At 70.4% G+C, this 17,518-nt stretch carries 13 protein-coding genes and 1 riboswitch; of the genes, 8 read left to right on the plus strand and 5 right to left on the minus strand.

The features are described from left to right. Positions 1-5 precede the first annotated feature (5 nt). A complete protein-coding gene (locus BM362_RS36750; RefSeq protein WP_093576266.1) occupies positions 6-3,095 on the plus strand; it encodes an arabinosyltransferase domain-containing protein in 3,090 nt (1,029 codons plus the stop codon). 43 nt (positions 3,096-3,138) lie between these two features. Here the strand turns inward: BM362_RS36750 and BM362_RS36755 are convergent, their stop codons facing one another. Beyond that, entirely contained in the window at positions 3,139-4,293 is a 1,155-nt protein-coding gene (locus BM362_RS36755; protein WP_093576267.1) for an MFS transporter, read from the minus strand. Between the two features lie 54 nt (positions 4,294-4,347). Here BM362_RS36755 and BM362_RS36760 point away from each other — a divergent pair, with 54 nt between their 5' ends. After that, the gene (locus tag BM362_RS36760; RefSeq protein WP_067582677.1) at positions 4,348-5,136 is read left to right on the plus strand and encodes an AraC family transcriptional regulator; all 789 of its coding nucleotides are present in this window, start codon (positions 4,348-4,350) and stop codon (positions 5,134-5,136) included. Here the strand turns inward: BM362_RS36760 and BM362_RS36765 are convergent. Continuing rightward, entirely contained in the window at positions 5,036-5,527 is a 492-nt protein-coding gene (locus tag BM362_RS36765) for a hypothetical protein (protein WP_093576268.1), read from the minus strand. The two genes, BM362_RS36760 and BM362_RS36765, sit on opposite strands and share 101 nt — an antisense overlap. 59 nt (positions 5,528-5,586) lie before the next feature. Here BM362_RS36765 and BM362_RS36770 point away from each other — a divergent pair, with 59 nt between their 5' ends. Continuing rightward, on the plus strand, positions 5,587-6,015 hold the full coding sequence (locus tag BM362_RS36770) for a MarR family winged helix-turn-helix transcriptional regulator (RefSeq protein WP_093576269.1): 429 nt from the start codon (positions 5,587-5,589) through the stop codon (positions 6,013-6,015). On the opposite strand, the gene BM362_RS36775 is transcribed toward BM362_RS36770, so the two are convergent. From BM362_RS36775 to BM362_RS36785, 3 genes are read right to left on the minus strand one after another with little or no spacing between them, the layout of a single operon-like run. Continuing rightward, positions 6,006-7,523 (minus strand): precorrin-2 C(20)-methyltransferase, encoded by a 1,518-nt coding sequence (locus BM362_RS36775; RefSeq protein WP_093576270.1) that lies wholly within the window; start codon positions 7,521-7,523, stop codon positions 6,006-6,008. The genes BM362_RS36770 and BM362_RS36775 overlap by 10 nt on opposite strands. Continuing rightward, the gene (locus tag BM362_RS36780; RefSeq protein ID WP_067582668.1) at positions 7,520-8,143 is read right to left on the minus strand and encodes a precorrin-8X methylmutase; all 624 of its coding nucleotides are present in this window, start codon (positions 8,141-8,143) and stop codon (positions 7,520-7,522) included. Before BM362_RS36780 ends, BM362_RS36775 begins: the two co-directional genes overlap by 4 nt. Beyond that, positions 8,140-9,264: a nitrite/sulfite reductase gene (locus BM362_RS36785; RefSeq protein ID WP_093576271.1), complete on the minus strand. Its 1,125-nt coding sequence runs from the start codon at positions 9,262-9,264 to the stop codon at positions 8,140-8,142. Before BM362_RS36785 ends, BM362_RS36780 begins: the two co-directional genes overlap by 4 nt. A gap of 96 nt (positions 9,265-9,360) precedes the next feature. Here BM362_RS36785 and BM362_RS36790 point away from each other — a divergent pair, with 96 nt between their 5' ends. The 5 genes from BM362_RS36790 (at position 9,361) to BM362_RS36810 (ending at position 17,483) form a co-directional block, all read left to right on the plus strand. Then, positions 9,361-10,266 carry an ABC transporter ATP-binding protein gene (locus tag BM362_RS36790; protein ID WP_093576272.1) on the plus strand — a complete coding sequence of 302 codons (906 nt, stop codon included), beginning with the start codon at positions 9,361-9,363 and terminating at the stop codon, positions 10,264-10,266. After that, a complete protein-coding gene (locus BM362_RS36795; protein ID WP_093576273.1) occupies positions 10,263-11,117 on the plus strand; it encodes an ABC transporter permease in 855 nt (284 codons plus the stop codon). Before BM362_RS36790 ends, BM362_RS36795 begins: the two co-directional genes overlap by 4 nt. Positions 11,118-11,123: 6 nt before the next feature. After that, positions 11,124-11,363, plus strand: a complete 240-nt coding sequence (locus BM362_RS36800) for a helix-turn-helix transcriptional regulator (RefSeq protein ID WP_037354504.1) — start codon at positions 11,124-11,126, stop codon at positions 11,361-11,363. Between the two features lie 67 nt (positions 11,364-11,430). Then, positions 11,431-11,506, plus strand: a riboswitch (cobalamin riboswitch). Positions 11,507-11,558: 52 nt separating this feature from the next. Next, positions 11,559-15,164: a cobaltochelatase subunit CobN gene (gene cobN / locus BM362_RS36805; protein WP_093576274.1), complete on the plus strand. Its 3,606-nt coding sequence runs from the start codon at positions 11,559-11,561 to the stop codon at positions 15,162-15,164. A 1,098-nt stretch (positions 15,165-16,262) separates the two neighbouring features. Continuing rightward, a complete protein-coding gene (locus BM362_RS36810) occupies positions 16,263-17,483 on the plus strand; it encodes a chitinase (protein WP_093576275.1) in 1,221 nt (406 codons plus the stop codon). The last annotated feature ends 35 nt before the right edge of the window (positions 17,484-17,518 follow it).

Raw genomic sequence — 17,518 nt, forward strand, 5'->3', positions numbered from 1 at the left:
CTCTAATGCGTCCGATTGCCGTAGTGCTGGGGTTGCTTTCGGCGCTGTGCGCCCTGGCCTATCCCTTCCTGCCGGTAGTGCAGGACACCGCGGAAGTCGTCTGGCCCGCCGCCTCCGACACGCGTTCGGTCAACGCGCCCTTGACCGGGTACTGGGCACAGGAGCTGAAGGCCGAGCTGCCCTGCGAGACGATCCGCTCGCTCGACGCGCGCACGAACGGCCCCGCGCTGCTGTTCTCGACCGTCCCGGACGGGCGCACCGGCAAGCACGCGGCCAACGGCGTCGGCCTGCAGCTGCGCGTCGACAACGGCGTGCTGCTCGCGTCCAGCCAGGGCCAGCAGATCTCGCAGCAGCCGCTCCCGCAGACCGGCTGCTCGGTCACGCTGGACTCGGACGCGACCCAGATGACGCTCGCGGTCGGCAAGACCCCGATCTTCCACACGACCGGCGACGTCCGGCCGCGCGTGCTCGGCATCTACTCCTCGATCACCTCCGCGCGCGACCCGATCGCCGGGCTGCACGTGTCGGTCGTCCCGGACACCCGCTACCAGACCTCGCCGACCGCGCTGAAGATCGTCGTCGGCGTCCTCGCCGCGCTGTCGTTCCTCGGCTGCCTGATCGCGGTGTGGCGGATGGACTCCGGGTTCGCCCGCCGCGCGCCGCGCTGGGCCCCGGTCGGCTGGTGGCGGCTGACCGGCCGCGACGCGACGGTGTTCGGCGTGCTCGGCGCGTGGGTCTTCATCGGGCCGGTGACCTCGGACGACGGCTACATCCTCACCATGGCCCGGGTCACCGAGGCCACCGGGTACCTCACGAACTACCACCGCTGGTTCGGCGTCGCGGAAGCCCCGTTCGGCTGGTTTTATCACCTGTACGAGCTGATGACGCACGTCAGCACGGTGCCGCCGTGGATCCGGCTGCCCTCGTACCTGCTCGGCGTGATCAGCTGGCTGCTGATCAGCCGCGAGGTGATGCCGCGGCTGGGCACTCAGGTCCGCCGCAGCCGCGCCGCGGGCTGGGCCGCCGCGGCGGTGTTCCTGGTCTGGTGGATGCCCTACAACAACGGCGTCCGGCCGGAACCGGTCGCCGCGCTCGGGTCGCTGCTGGCGATCTGCGCGGTCGAACGCGCGCTGGTCACCCGCCGGTTGCTGCCGCTGTGCCTCGGTCTCACGGCGGCCGCGTTCACCCTCGCCGCCACGCCGACCGGGCTGATCGCCGTGGCCCCGTTCCTGGTCGCCGGGAAACCGCTGTTCACGCTGGTCCGGCAGCGGTCGGCGAGCGGCTGGCTGCCGATGCTCGCGCCGATCCTCGCGTCCGGCTTCCTGGTGCTCGTGGTGATGTTCGCCGACCAGACGTTCGCGACGGTCCAGGAGGCCACCCGCATCCGCACCGCGGTCGGCCCGAACCTGTCGTGGTTCCAGGAACTCGCGCGGTACCAATTGCTGTTCGAGAACCTTCCGGACGGCTCCGCGCCGCGCCGGTTCCCGGTGCTGCTCGTCCTGCTCTGCACGATGACCTGCCTGGTGGTGCTGCTGCGCCGCGGCCGGATTCCCGGCGCCGCGCTCGGGCCGAGCCGCCGGCTGATCGGCACCACCGCGTTGTTCTTCCTGTTGCTCGCGCTGACTCCGACGAAATGGACGCACCACTTCGGCGCGTTCGCCGCGGTCGGCGCGTCGATGGCGGCGCTCACCGCCTTGGCGACCAGCTCGACCGTGCTGCGTTCCAACCGCAACCGCGCGGCGTTCCTGGCCGTGCTGCTGGTGGTCGGCGCGCTCGCCGCGACCGGGCCGAACGCGTACTGGTTCGTCTCGCGGATCGGGGTGCCGTGGACGAACGGCGCACCCTCGGCAGGCGGCATCCCGCTGTCGACGATCCTGCTCGGGGCCGCCGCGGTCGCCGGGATCTACGCATTCGTGGAGAACGTCCGGGCGCACCGGCCAGGACCGGCGCCGCAGGAAGGCCGCAGCCGGTCGCTGCGGCTCGGTTCGCTGTCGCTGGTCGTGGTGTGCGGCCTGGTCGCGGCCGGCGAGATCTACACGATGGGCGCGGCGATCTACTTCCAGCGCGACAGCTACAGCCTCGGCGCGGCCAACATCGGGCACCTGTTCGGCAAGAGCTGCAACCTGTCCGACCACGTGATGGTCGAGCGCGACGCGGTGAAGAGCATCCTGCACCCGCAGCGCGAACAGCGGACCGTGCCGGAGAAGCCGGTGACGCAGAACCCGCCGAACCCGCTGCCGAACCCGGACCAGGACAACGGCCGGATCCAGACCGGCTTCCACACCAGCCCGGTCGACGACAAGGACCCGCTGGCCGAACCGCCGCACGGGTTCAAGCAGGACCAGGTGCCGATGTGGAGCAGCTACCTCGACACCCAGACCCGCGCCGGACGGCTGCGCAGCGACTGGTACGCGCTCACCGACCGCACCGAGAACGGCCAGATCGTGGTCGCCACCGCGAGCCAGCCCCGGCGTCCCACCTCGGTGAGCCTGGAGTACGGCGTGAACACACCGGAGGGCGTGCGGGTGCTGCGCGGCCAGTTCGCGCTCCCGCCCGGCGCGGGCACCGGCGGCTGGAACGACACCCGGATCAACCTGCGCGACCTGCCGCCGGAAACCACGTCGGTGCGGATCGTGATGGTGGACAACGACCTCACCGAGGACGGCTGGATCGCCGCGTCCGCACCGCGCGTGCCGACCTTCACCACGCTCACCGACAAGCTCGCGGGCAAATCGGTGTACATCGACTGGCCCGCGTCGTTCGTGTACCCGTGCGCCGACCCGGTCACCTCGCACGACGGCATCTCCGCGATGCCGGACTACCGCATCACCCCCGGCCAGCTCGCCGACGAGGCGAAATGGGCGTCCAGCACCAACGGCGGCCCGAACGGCTGGCTTGAGGAGATCGCGGACGAGCCCGAGGTGCCGAGCTATCTGAACGGGCAGCCCTACCAGTCGTGGGGACAGTTGCTGCAGATCGAGCCGTATACGACCGGGGTGGCGCCGACGGTGCGGCACGGCGAGAAGACCGTGTGGGGCTGGTGGTCGCCGGGGCCTGGGCCCTCGCAGCCGAACGGCAAGGACCCGACGCGCTAAGTGCCTCGTGAGTGGCGGTCCCGGGGAGAACCGGGATCGCCACTCACGAGGGCTCCCGCAGCCGCCGCGCCGCCCCCGCCGACACCGCCGGCAGCACCGCCAACGCCAGCAAGCCCCACTGCAGCCCGGCCGCGTTCGCCAGCGCCCCCACCGCGGGCGCGGCCACCCCGCCGACGCTCACCGCCAGCCCGAGCGTCACTCCGCTGGCCGTCCCCAGCCGGTTCGGCAAGTAGTCCTGCCCCAGCGTCACATGCAGCGAGAACGGCACATACAACGCCACCGCCGCAAGCGCGACCAGCGGAAACACCCCGTACCCCGGCACCAGCGCGATTCCGGCGACCGCGGGCACCGCCGCCGCGTACGAGACACGGACCGTCCGGATCCGCCCCCAGCGTCCGGCCAGCACCCCGCCGAGCAGCGTGCCCAGCGCGCCGACGCCGAACAGCACCACCAACGCCACTTCCCCGGCGAACACGCTGCCGGTTCGCTGCGTGACCCAGATGGCGAGGAAAGTGTTGAGCGAGAAGGCCACGATGGAGCGTCCGACGACCACGACGGTCAGCCAGCCGAACTGCCGCCAATCGTCGCGCCCGGTGTGTACGCGGCTTTTCGCCGTGGCATGCAGATCGCTCATCCGCCGGAACAACGCGGCGATGACTACCCCGGCGACGAACGCGGGGAGCACCAGATACGGCGTCGCGACCAGCCCGCCCGCCTGCAGCACCGGGGTGACGACGATCGGCCCGAGCGCGAAACCGACGTTGCCGCCCAGGGAGAACCAGCTCATCCCGACGTGCCCGTCGCCGGCGATCCGGCGGGCGATCCGCGCCGACTCCGGGTGGTAGGCGGCGACGCCGAGGCCCGACAGCGCGATCGCGAGCCAGGTCAGCGCGTAGGAGTCGGCGAGCCCGGACAGTCCGATCCCGGCCCCGGCGACTGTCATCCCGGCCGGCACGAGCCATGGCATCGGCCGCCGGTCGGTCAGCACGCCGAACAGCGGCTGGACCACCGAGGACAGCAACGTCGCGGCCACCGTGATCCCGGCCGCGGCGAGGTAGCCGTAATGCCGCTCGGCGACGAGAAACGGGACGAGCGCGGCGACCGCGCCCTGGTAGAGGTCGTTGACCGCGTGGCCGATCACCATCAACGGCATCGGCCAGCGCGCGGTCCGCGGCGGAGCGGGGAGTGTTGTCGTCACTCAAGCATCGTCAGGCCTCGGACGAGCTTCGCGATTCCGTTATTATGCCGAGTTGTGTCGATTTCCAGCCACCTGCCGGCCGCGCCCACGAACATCCGCGATCTGGCCGCGACCGCGGGCATCGCCGAGCACTGGCATGACGAGCACCAGATCGTCTACGCCAGCAGCGGGGTGCTGGCCGTGCACACGGACCGGTCACGCTGGATCGCGCCCGCGCACCGGGCATTGTGGATTCCGGCGGGCACCGTGCATTCCCACCGCGCTTACGGCGTCACGCGGCTGCATCTGTTCGGCTTTCCGCAGGAACTGAGCCCGCTGTCGGTCACCGAGCCGACCGCCCTCGCGGTCACCCCGCTGCTGCGGGAACTGCTGATCGCGTACACGGAACTCGGCGGGGACCGCTCGACCCCGGCTGGCCAGCGGATGCGGGCGGTGTTGTTCGACCAGCTCGCGCTGGCTCCGGAACGTCCGGTGCGGGTGCCCGCCGCGCACGATCCCCGACTGGTGGCCGTGTGCCAGTCGCTGGAGGCGGATCCGTCCGATTCGCGCAGCCTGGAAGCGCTGGGCCGCACTGTCGGCGCCAGCGCCCGGACGCTGACCCGGTTGTTCCGCGCGGACACCGGCATGACGTTTCCGCAGTGGCGCACCCAATTGCGGCTGTATCACGCCTTGCGGTTGCTGGTGGAAGGCCGGTCAGTGACGTCCGTGGCGCAGTTGTGCGGATTCGCTACCACCAGCGCGTTCATCGACGTGTTCCGGCGGTCTCTTGGGCATACGCCGGGATTTTACCTCCACAGCGGGCAATTCGACGGCGCACGACGAGACTCGCCGCGAACCGGTTGACGCCGAACGAAACGAGGATCAGGCCGGTCGCGTCGAGCAGATGCGCGCCCAGGACGCCGGCCAGCGCGAACGAGCCGACGCGGACCGCGAGAAAGACCGCCCACAGCGCGATTCCCGCCCCGGTGAGCCGATACTGCAGCCCGTCGGCCTGCCGGAACCTCGTTACGCAACCCATTGCGGCACCGGTGCCCGCCACCAGGACAAGCTCGCCGATCAGCAGCCAGTCCGCGCGCTGGAACCCGCCGTCCAGCTCGAACCCCAGCCAGCCCAGTCCCACCGCGATCAGCGCCAGCGGCATCACCAGCATCCGCCGCGGTTCGGCGGAGCGCCACTGGAACTGCCGCACGATCAGGATCCCGGCCGCGACCGCGATCAGCACGTCGTCAACCATCGCCAACTCCATCACTAGTGATACTTCTCCGAATGTATCACCGGTGATTGAATGAGGCCATGCGCGCCGCCGACCTGCACCGCCTCGCCCGCACGCTGCGCGAGATCGCACTGACCAGCACCGGGAACACCGGCGCGGACCAGGTCAACGCGGGAGAACTGGCAGTGGTCGAGGACGTCTCGCGAAACCCGGGCGCGACGATCAGCGACGTGACGCGCCGGACCGGGCTGGCGCAGAGCCTCGTCTCCAGGATCACGCACCGGATGGCGGATGCGGGCATCATGCGCCTGCGGCCCGACGAGAGGGACCGGCGCAAGTCCAGGCTGGAGATCGAACCGTCCGCCCGCACGCTGTTCCGCGCTCGCGCGGACGGTTCGATCGCCTCAGCCCTCGCCGCGTTCGCACCGAAACTCAGTGCCGCACAGCGGAAAGAACTCACCCGCCACCTCGCCGAGGCGGAACGACTGCTGCGAGAAGGTCAGGAATAACTCCGCGGCGTCCACACAATCGACCGCCCGTCCGGCCCTTCCTCCGCCACTGTGCGCGACGAGCCCACAATAAGCAGGCACCGCATGTCCACAGCAGCCGGATCAAGCCCGCCCAACGTGGTAACCCGGATGTCCTCCTCCGGCCCGCCGACGTCCCGGGCCACCACCACGGGCGTTCCCGGGTCCCGGTGCCGCAGCAGAACTTCCCGCGCGTCAGCCAGCTGTGTCACCCGGGTCCGCGAAGCCGGGTTGTACAGCGCCAGCACCAGATCCGCCGCACCAGCCGCGTCCAGGCGGCGTTCGATGATCTCCCACGGCTTCAACCGGTCCGAAAGGGACAGTACGCAGTAGTCGTGCCCCAGCGGCGCCCCGACCCGCGACGCGGCCGCCTGCGCCGCCGTCACGCCGGGCACGATCCGCACCCGAGCACCGGCACCGTTCCCAGCCGAAACCTGTTCCAGCACCGCCGAAGCCATCGCGAACACACCCGGATCCCCGGACGACACCACGGCCACTCGCGCGCCCGTCGCGGCCAGCTGCAGCGCCTCGACCGCCCGGTCCGCCTCGACCCGGTTCCCCGACGCGTGCCGCTGCTGCCCCGCCCGTTGCCGAACCCGCGCGACATACGGCCCGTAGCCGACGATGTGGTCCGCCGCCGCCAGTTCCGCCGACGCTTCCGGCGTCAGCCACTCCGGCCCGGCCGGGCCGAGCCCGACGACGACCACCTCGCCGCCTGCCGCCGGAGCTGGAGCCGAAGGAGCGACCGCGGGCTCACCGTCCACTCGCGACTGATAAGCCGGACTCGGCAAGAGCGCCAAGGAAAAATACGGCACCGACTCCGGATCGACGTCCGCGAACGGCTCCACCCGCTGCTGTCCCCAGGTCGCCCGCTCGATGTACCAGGCATCGTCGAGCTTGCCCGACTCCGCGAGCGCTTCCCGCACAGAACCGAAGGTACGGCCCAATTTCAGCACCGCCGCCGCTTCGGTGTCCGCCAGCCGCCGCGCCAATTCGGGCGCTGGCAACGTTCCGGGCAGCACCGTGAGCACTTCGTCGCGCTGCACCAACGGGCGGCCGAGCACCGACGCCGCCGCGCTCACCGACGTCACGCCTGGCACCACTTCGGCCTCGAACCGCCCGGCGAGCCGCTCGTGCATGTACATGTAGGAGCCGTAGAAGAACGGATCGCCCTCGCACAACAGCACCACGTCCCGTCCGGCGTCGAGGTGCTCGGCAAGCTTTTTCGCGCTCAGCTCGTAGAAATCGGCGATCGCGCCCTCGTACCCGCCGGGATGGTCGGTGGTCTCGGTGGTGACCGGATAAACGAGCCGCTCTTCCAGCTGTCCCTCGCGCAGATACGGTTCGGCCACCGACCGCGCGATGCTCCGCCCGTGCCGCGCGCTGTGGTAGGCGATGACGTCCGCCTCGCCGATCAGCCGCGCCGCTTTGACCGTCATCAGTTCCGGATCGCCGGGACCCAGCCCGACGCCGTACAGCCGCCCCGTCATTCGACCGCGCTCGCGATCGCGTTCACAGCGCCGACGGCCATCGCACTGCCGCCGCGCCGGCCGTGCACGACCAGGTACGGCGCGGGCGCGCGCTTCGCCAGTTCCACTTTGGACTCCGCCGCGCCGACAAACCCCACCGGCACACCGATGATCGCCGCCGGTGCGCCGACGCCCTCGTCCAGCAGCTCCAGCAACCGGAACAACGCGGTCGGCGCGTTGCCGATCGCCACCACCGAGCCGGGAAGCCGGTCTCGCCACAGCTCCAGCGCGGCGGCCGACCGCGTGGTGCCGAGCCGTTCGGCCAGGCCGGGCACGCTCGGGTCGGCCAAGGTGCACACGACGTCGTTCGCCGCGGGCAAGCGTGTGCGCGTGATGCCGCTGGCGATCATCTTCGCGTCGCACAGGATCGGCGCACCCGCCTCCAGCGCGGCACGGCCCGCCTCGACCACGTCGAGCGAGTACCGCAGGTCGTCGACCAGGTCGACCATGCCGCAGGAGTGGATCATCCGGACCGCGACGCCCGCGACGTCGCCGGGCAGGATCGCCAGGTCCGCCTCTTCGCGGATCGTGGCGAACGAGTGCCGGTAGATCTCGGCCCCGTCCCGCAGGTAGTCGATCACGAAGGTCCCTTTCTCGCCAACGCATCCGCCAACTCGGACGCCGTCCTCCAGCGTCCGTCGACACGGTAGCCGCCGGGTTCGGCGACAACGTCGCGGTGGGCGCCGGACGGTCGTCCGCACCGCCGGGCACAGCCCGAGACGTGCACCCGCTCGCCGTCCGCGACCAGTGTCGCCGCGTCCGCGCGGACGTCGGCGAGAGACTTCGCACACCCCGGCGCGCCGATGCAGGCGCTCAGCTCCGCCGTCGCCGGATCCGTCGAGAGTCCCGCCGCGTGCAGGCGTTCGACATCCGCGCCGCCGGGCAGCAGGACCGAACGCCACGGCGTGACCACGGCGTCGCCGAAGCCGGCCAGCGTGCGCAACTGAGCGGCGGTCAACTGGCCGAATCGAGGTGCGACCCCCACCGCCTCGCCGCCGTCGTCGCGCCGGATCCTCCCGACCGTCGGGTCGATCCGGCTCGGGCGCGTTCGCGGCATCTCCCGCGCACCGTCCGGCAGCAGCGTCGAAGGATCGGCCAGTTCCCCGATCCGCCATGCCTGCCCGCGCGTCCGCGCAAACGTTTCCGCCACCGTGAGCAGCGCGGACACCGCCTCGTCCCGCGGCACCAGCCAGCCGGAATCAACGCCCGCCAGCAGCACCGCCCCGGTCATCGGACCGATCGCGCGCCAGCACACATCCGTGCCCACCACGTCGCCGCGCCCGTCGTCGAAACCGAACAGGAACCGTCCCGGCAACTCGGCGAGTTCCGGCTGGGCGCACAACGCCCGATCCAGCGTCACGGACAACCCCCGGACATCGGCGAGCCCGCCCCGTACCCCGCTCAACGGCGAGGCCAGCACGTTCCGCACGCGTTCGTGGCTGGGCGAGGGCAACAACCCCGCTCCCGTCAGCCGTGCGGCCAAGCCCGGCCGGTGCACGCCGCGCAGCTGGACGTTCGCTCGCGAGGTCAGGTGGACGTCGCCGTCGCCGAGGTCTTCCGCACAGGTTGCCAACGCCCGCAACCGATCCGCGGTCACCACGCCGCCGGGAAGCCGGACCCTGGCGAGCGGCCCGTCGGCCGCGTCGTGCGTCGCGAAGACTCCGGGGCAGGCGTCGGCGCGCACGCGGGCAGGGCTGGACATGGCGCTCACTGTAACCCGCGGCTGGTTTAACAGGCTCGCGATCATATGTAGTACGTCTGCTACATTTCATCGCACAGGCAGGATGGGGGACATCTCATGAGAGATCCAGCGGACACCGTGCTCCGCGTCGAAGGCTTGCGCATGCGCTACGGCGCGAACGACGTGCTGCACGGCACGTCGTTCACCGCGCACCGCGGCGAGGTGCTGTGCCTGCTCGGCCCAAACGGGGCTGGCAAGACCACGACGATCGAAATCCTTGAGGGGTTCCGCATGCGATCCGCCGGCGAGGTGTCGGTGCTGGGCACCGACCCGGCGCGCGGCGGCGAGGACTGGAGGGCGCGGCTGGGGGTCGTCCTGCAGTCCTGGCGCGACCACGGGAAATGGCGCGTGCGCGAACTGCTCGACCTCCTCGGGTCGTTCTACTCGCCGTACTCCACCGACCGGATCCGCCGTCCGTGGGACACCGACGAGCTGATCGAGGCGGTTGGGCTCAGCGAGCACGCGGGCAAGAAGATCCGGATGCTCTCCGGCGGGCAGCGGCGCAGGCTGGACGTGGCGATCGGCATCGTCGGCCGTCCCGAACTGCTGTTCCTCGACGAGCCGACCGCCGGGTTCGATCCGCGGGCGCGGCGCGACTTCCACGAGCTCGTGCACCGCCTCGCCGACGACGACACGACGATCCTGCTCACCACGCACGACCTCGACGAGGCCGAGAAGCTCGCCGACCGGATCCTGGTCCTGAGCGGCGGCCACATCGTCGCCGACGGATCGCCGGACCAGCTGAGCAGGCAGATCGCCGGCGAGGCCGAGGTGCGCTGGACGGTCGGCGGACAGCGGTTCGTGCACTCGACCACGGAGGCGACGAAATACGTGTACGAGTTGTTCAAACAGCACGGCGAAGCGGTCGCCGACCTGGAGGTCCGGCGCGCGTCGCTGGAGGACACCTACCTGACGCTCGTGCAGCGCGCGGAGTCCGGGATGGCCGCGGCAGGGGCGCGATGACGGCGTCGGGGCAGCGAGTCGCGGCGCGGGCCGGCCTCCGCCGCGGTCTCGTCGAATTCCGCCAGCAATGGACGAACCGGGACGACCTGATCGGCCAGGTCGCCTGGCTGGCGATGATCTTCGGCACGCTCTTGTTCATGCGCGGCGCGCAGTTGCCGGGCACCTCGTTTTCGCTGGGTGCCGCGACGGTGCCGAGCGTGATCGGCGCGGGCCTCGTGTTCAACGGCATGTCCGCCGTAGCCGGGGCGCTGATCGTCGACCGCGAGGACGGCACGCTGCTGCGGGCGAAGGCGACGCCGAACGGCATGCTCGGCTACCTCATCGGCAAGATCACGACGTTCTCGATGGTGCAGGTCGCGAGCATCGTCGCGCTGCTGGTGCCCGCGCTGTTCCTGTTCGACGGGCTGGCCCCGGACGGGTTCTTCTCCATCCTGAACCTGGTGTGGGTGCTCGCCGCGGGCCTGGTCGCGACCATGCCGATCGGCGCGGCGATCGGCTCGCTGATCCAGGATTCGCGGATGATGGCCCTGGTCATGCTGCCGATGCTCGGGCTCGGCGCGATCTCCGGCATCTTCTACCCGATCACCGCGCTGCCGGGCTGGCTGCAGGGCGTCGGGCAGGTGTTCCCGATGTACTGGCTCGGGCTCGGCATGCGCTCGGCACTGCTGCCCGGCCAGGCGGTCGTCGTCGAAATCGGGCAGTCGTGGCGGCCGTGGGCGACCCTGGGGGTGCTGCTCGCGTGGGCCGTGATCGGATTGGTGCTGGCCCCGATCCTGCTGAAGCGGATGGCCCGGCGCGAATCGGGGTCGTCGGTGGCGGCGCGACGGGAAAGGGCACTTCAGCGTGTGTGAGACGCGGTGAGCGAGAACGTCTACAACCGCATCGCGGTGCTCCGCGCCGAACGCGGCATCTCGCGGCGGCAGCTCGCGGACGCGCTCGGCGTGCACTACCAGACCATCGGGTACCTGGAGCGCGGCGAGTACAGCCCGAGCCTTTACCTGGCGTTGCGGATCGCGGAGTTCTTCGAGGTCGCGGTGGAGGTGCTGTTCTCCACCGCGCCCTTCCCCCGGATCGGGGACGAAAGCAAGCCCGCATGAGGGTCTGCTCACCTTGACGACGCGGGTGCGCCCGGCGAGAGTAAGAGCGCACACGCGTCGGCACGCGGAGGAACCCGGTGGAAATCCGGGGCGGTCCCGCCACTGTGACCGGCGGCCCCGCGGCCGTCGGCAGCCAGGAACTCCCGCCGGCGACACCGTCGACCCGGGGCGCGGACACCCCGAGTGAGGAACGCCGTGATCCTGCTGCTGTCCACTTCGGACACCGACCTGCTCAGCGCCCGGGCCAGCGGAGCGGACTACCGGCTCGGCAATCCGTCCCGGCTGCCGCTGCGGGAGCTGCCCGGACTGGCCGATGGCGCGTCGATCGTCGTCGTCCGGATCCTCGGCACGCCGCGGACCTGGCAGGAAGGCCTCGACACGCTGCGCGCGTCCGGTGCGCACGTGATCGTGCTCGGCGGCGAGCAGACGCCGGACGCGGAGCTGATGAAGCTCTCCACCACTCCCGCCGGGATCGCCGCGCAAGCGCATCTGTATCTCGCGCAGGGCGGTCCGGAGAACCTCACGCAGCTGCACCGGTTCCTGTCCGACACCCTGCTCCTGACCGGCGAAGGCTTCGAGCCGCCCGCCGAACTGCCTTCGTGGGGCGTGCTTTCGCGGCCCGCTCCCGCGGGTGACGGCCCGGTCATCGGGATCCTCTACTACCGCGCGCATCATTTGTCCGGGAACACCGGCTTCGTGCACGCTTTGGCCGACGCGGTCGAGTCCGCGGGCGGCCGTGCGTTGCCGATCCACACCGCGTCCCTGCGCACGCGCGCGCCGGAGATGATGGCTGAGCTGGGCAAGGTCGACGCCCTGCTGGTCACCGTGCTGGCGGCGGGCGGCACCCGTCCGTCGGAAGCCGGGGCCGGCGGGGACGACGAATCGTGGGACGTCGCGGAAATGGCCGCGCTGGACGTGCCGGTGCTGCAGGCGTTGTGCCTGACCAGCGACCGCGAAACCTGGTCCGCCAGCGACGACGGCCTGTCCCCGCTCGACGCGGGCAACCAGATGGCGGTACCCGAATTCGACGGCCGGATCATCACGGTCCCGTTCTCCTTCAAGGAATTCGACGACGACGGCCTCCCCCGCTACCTCGCCGACGCCGAGCGCGCCTCCCGCGTCGCGCGCATCGCCCTCGCGCACGCCCGGCTCCGCCACACCCCGCCTGCTTCCCGCCGGATCGCCCTGATGCTGTCCGCGTACCCGACGAAGCACTCGCGCGTCGGCAACGCCGTCGGCCTCGACACCCCCGCTTCGGCGATCAAACTCCTGCGCCTCATGCGCGACCGCGGCTACGACCTCGGCCCCGACGCTTTCCCCGGCGTCGACCCGACCGGCACCGACCAGCCGGACGGCGACGCCTTGATCCACGCCCTGATCGCCGCGGGCGGCCAGGATCCCGAATGGCTCACCGAGGAACAGCTCTCCGGCAACCCGATCCGCGTCCCCGCCGCCCGCTACCGCTCGTGGTTCGCCGCGCTTCCCGCGGAATTGCGGGAGGCGATGGAACAACATTGGGGCCCCGCACCGGGTTCGCTGTATGTCGACACGTCGGCGAACCCCGAGGGCGACATCGTGCTGGCGTCGCTGCAGTCCGGCAACGTCATCCTGATGATCCAGCCGCCGCGCGGATTCGGCGAAAACCCGGTCGCGATCTACCACAACCCGGACCTGCCGCCGAGCCACCACTACCTCGCCGCCTACCGCTGGCTGGAAGAGGAATTCGGCGCGCACGCCGTCGTCCATCTCGGCAAACACGGTTCGCTGGAATGGCTGCCCGGCAAGACCGCCGGCCTCTCGGCCGCCTGCGCCCCCGACGCCGTGCTGGGCAATCTGCCGTTGGTGTACCCGTTCCTGATCAACGACCCCGGCGAAGGAGCGCAAGCGAAACGCCGCGCGCACGCGACCATCGTGGACCACCTGGTCCCGCCCATGGCCCGCGCCGAGTCCTACGGCGACCTGGCCCGGCTTGAGCAGTTGCTGGACGAACACGCCAACATCGCCGCGATGGACCCGGCGAAGCTCCCGGCGATCCGCGCGCAGATCTGGACCCTCATCCAGGCCGCGAAACTCGACCACGACCTGGGCGTCGAGGAACGCCCGCACGACGCCGAGTTCGACGATTTCCTGCTGCACATCGACGGCTGGCTGTGCGAGGTCAAGGACGCCCAGATCCGCGACGGCCTGCACATCCTGGGCGAGGCTCCGGTCGGCGAGGCCCGCGTCAACCTGGTCCTGGCGATGCTCCGGGCCCAGCAAATGTGGGGCGGCAAGCAAGGCGCGGTCCCCGGCCTCCGCTCCGCCCTGGGGCTGAAGGAAAACTCGGACGCCCCGCTGTCCGAAGTAGACGCCATCGAAACCACCGCCCACACGCTGGTTTCCGCCATGGAGACCCAGTCGTGGTCCCCCGCGTCGGTTTCTTCCGTCGTCACCGGCGTGCTGGGCTCCCCCGACGCCGAAGTCGCCCGCGTCCTGACCTTCGCCGCCACCGAGATCGTCCCTCGCCTGGCCGGCACCTCGTCCGAAGCAGACGCGGTCTTGCACGCCCTGGACGGCGGCTACATCCCCGCCGGCCCCAGCGGCTCCCCCTTGCGCGGCTTGGTCAACGTCCTGCCGACCGGCCGGAACTTCTACACCGTGGACCCGAAGGCCGTCCCCAGCCGCCTGGCCTGGGAAACCGGCCAGGCCCTGGCGGACTCCCTGCTCCGCCGCTACCGCGAAGACACCGGCGACTGGCCGCGGTCCGTCGGCCTCTCGGTGTGGGGCACCTCCGCCATGCGCACCTCCGGCGACGATGTCGCGGAAGTCCTGGCGTTACTGGGAATCCAGCCGGTCTGGGACGAAGCCTCCCGCCGCGTGACCGGCATCGAACCCATCCCGCTGTCCGAACTGGGCCGCCCGCGGATCGACGTGACAGTCCGCATCAGCGGTTTCTTCCGCGATGCCTTCCCGCACGTCATCACCCTGCTGGACGACGCCGTCCGCCTGGCCGCCTCCCTGGACGAACCCGAATCCGCCAACTACGTCCGCGCCCACGTCAGCGCGGACCTGGCCGCCCACGGCGACAACCGCCGCGCCACCACGCGCATTTTCGGCTCCAAACCAGGCGCCTACGGAGCCGGCCTGCTCCCGCTGATGGACTCCGGAAACTGGCGCGACGACAAGGATCTAGCCGAGGTCTACGCGGTCTGGGGCGGCTTCGCCTACGGCCGAGACCTGGACGGGCGCCCCGCTCGCGAGGACATGGAATCGTCGTACAAACGCATTGTCGTGGCCGCGAAGAACACCGACACCCGCGAACACGACATCGCCGACTCGGACGACTATTTCCAGTATCACGGCGGAATGATCGCCACCGTCCGCGCCCTGACCGGCTCCGCGCCCGCGTCCTACGTCGGCGACTCCACCACCCCCGACGCCGTCCGCACCCGCACGCTGGGCGAAGAAACGGCCCGCGTCTTCCGCGCCCGGGTCGTGAACCCGCGCTGGCTGTCCGCGATGCGCCGCCACGGTTACAAGGGCGCCTTCGAACTCGCGGCAACCGTGGACTACCTCTTCGGCTTCGACGCCACCGCGGGTGTTGTGGGCGACTGGATGTACGAGAAGCTGTCGCAGTCCTACGTTCTGGACGAGGAAAACCAGCAGTTCCTGCGAGACGCGAACCCGTGGGCGTTGCGGGGAATCATCGAACGCCTGACGGAAGCCGCGGATCGCGGATTGTGGGAAGAGCCGGACCCGGAGCTGATGGCCCAGATGCGTGAGGTTTATCTGAGTTTGGAAGGCGATCTGGAGAACGACTGAGCCCGTTGTGCCGGGTTGCGGGCCGACCCGGGCACAACTACACGGCTGAATCGTCCAGCGCTTTTCGAGCCGCACCGCGGGCCCGTCCGGGCAGGCGGCTCGGCGGGGTTGCCTCCCTGCCTGCGGGATCATGGCTCCGCTGAGCGCTCTCCTACGGCTTTACAGCACTTTCGCCGTCCCAGACGACCAACCCACACAGCACCTCGACGCAGATCCGACAGCCGTCGCGCGGCACTTCCGCCATGCCACTGGCCAGCCGTTCAATGCCTCGACAACACCGCGGTGTCCAAGTCCTTCCACCGCCGACCCACCCAACGCCGTTCCCGCCACCGCCACACAGCACTCCCGCCACCGGCGCGGCAGTGGGGACGCGCTCGGCCACACAGCACTCCCGCACCCGCCACGCAGCACTCTCGCCACCGCCACACAGCACTCCCGCCACCGGCGCGGCAGTGGGGACGCGCTCGGCCACGCAGCATTCCCACACCCGCCACGCAGCATTCCCGCACCCCGCCACGCAGCACTCCCGCACCCGGCCAGCCCACCCAGCACCATGACGCAGCCCCCGCTCCGTCGTCGCGCCTCCCCTTCGGCCGCACCCACTGGACCAACCGCGTCCGCAGCCGCCCGCCCTCGTGAACGTCCGCCGGAACAGCACCCCACCATCCTCGCCCTACCGCCAAGCTCGCCCCGCCCAGCCCCGCCACCACCACTGCTCGCGCCACCACCACTGCCCACCACCACTGCCCACGCCACCACCGCCCACCGCCACTGCCCACGCCACCACTCGCCGCACCGCCCGAACTTCCCTCGCCGAGCAGTCGCCACGCTCCCCGACCGGCCTCCCCTGCCCGCGCCTGCCCAGTCCAACCGCACCGTCACCGTCTCCCCCTCTCCCCAGCGGACCACTCGCCCCCGCGGTCCGCGTCCCTTTGCGCGGAACCGTTGCGCCGCAAGGGTGAACCCGCCGCAGCGAATTCCGGCATACCTCCCGAACCAGCCCCCCGCCGGACAAGAGCAGCCGACCGCACCTTGACTTCATAATGGTCTAGTCCAATGCTTACGGCAGTCATTTTCCGAATGCTCGCCGGAGGACAGATGCAGCGAAGCAGACTGGCCGCCACACTCGTCGCCGCCGCCACCGTGGCCGGGGCAGCTGCCGTCGTGGCCGCGACCGCGCACGCGCAGACCGGGACGTCGACCGGCCTCGACAACAACTGGTACGCCGCCGCGCCGTACCTCATGCCGCAGAGCAACAACCCGCCCGACCCGGTGACTGTCATGAACGCGACCGGGCAGAAAGCGTTCCAGCTGGCTTTCATCCTCGCGCCCAAGAGCGGCGGATGCAGCCCCACCTGGGACGGCACCTCGCCCGTCTCCTCGGACACGACCGTCGGCGACGCGATCAACCGCATCCGCGGCAACGGCGGCGACGTGTCGGTTTCGGTCGGCGGCTACGGCGGCACGAAACTGGGCCAGACCTGCGGCACCGTCGATGCGACCGCCGCGGCCTACCAGCAGGTCGTCGCGAAGTACAACCTGAAGGCCATCGACTTCGACCTCGAAGAACCCGAGTACGAAGACACCGCGGCCATCGCGAACGAACTCGGTGCCGCGAAGAAACTCCAGGCGGACAACCCCGGCCTGTTCGTCTCGGTGACCATGCCGGGAACCGCGGCGGGCACCGGCTGGTTCGGCACCCAGCTGCTGGACCAGGCGAAGTCGATCGGCTTCTCTCCCAACAACTTCTCGATCATGCCGTTCGACGGCGGCTTCAACGGCGGCGGCGCGTCGCAGGTGTCGGCGCTCGAAGCGTTCCACGGCCTGCTGCAAAGCCACCTCGGCTGGGACAGCGACACCGCGTATGCACACGAGGGTTTCTCGGGAATGAACGGGAAATCCGACACGTCGGAATACTTCAATATTTCCGATTTCCAGACGGTGTATGACTACGCGACGAGCCACCACCTCGGCCGGTTCACTTTCTGGGCGGTCAACCGCGACCGGCAATGCACGACGACGACCGACAACAGCGTGTGCTCGAACGTCCAGCAAAACGACTGGGATTTCACGAAGTTCACCACCCGGTTCGCCGGCGCGACCCCGCCGCAGACCACTCCGCCGACGAGCCCAACCAGTCCGACCAGCAATCCCCCGGGGACCTGCTCGGCACCGGAATGGCAGAAAACGCAGGTTTACACCGCCGGCACCCTGGTTTCGCACAACAGCCACAAATGGACCGCCAAATGGTGGACCCAGGGCGAGGAACCCGGCACGACCGGCCAGTGGGGCGTCTGGACCGACAACGGAGGCTGCTGATTTTCCCGATCGGGCGCGGCGACGCGGATTCCGTG

The organism is Amycolatopsis rubida (assembly GCF_900115345.1).
Taxonomy (GTDB): Bacteria; Actinomycetota; Actinomycetes; order Mycobacteriales; family Pseudonocardiaceae; genus Amycolatopsis; species Amycolatopsis rubida.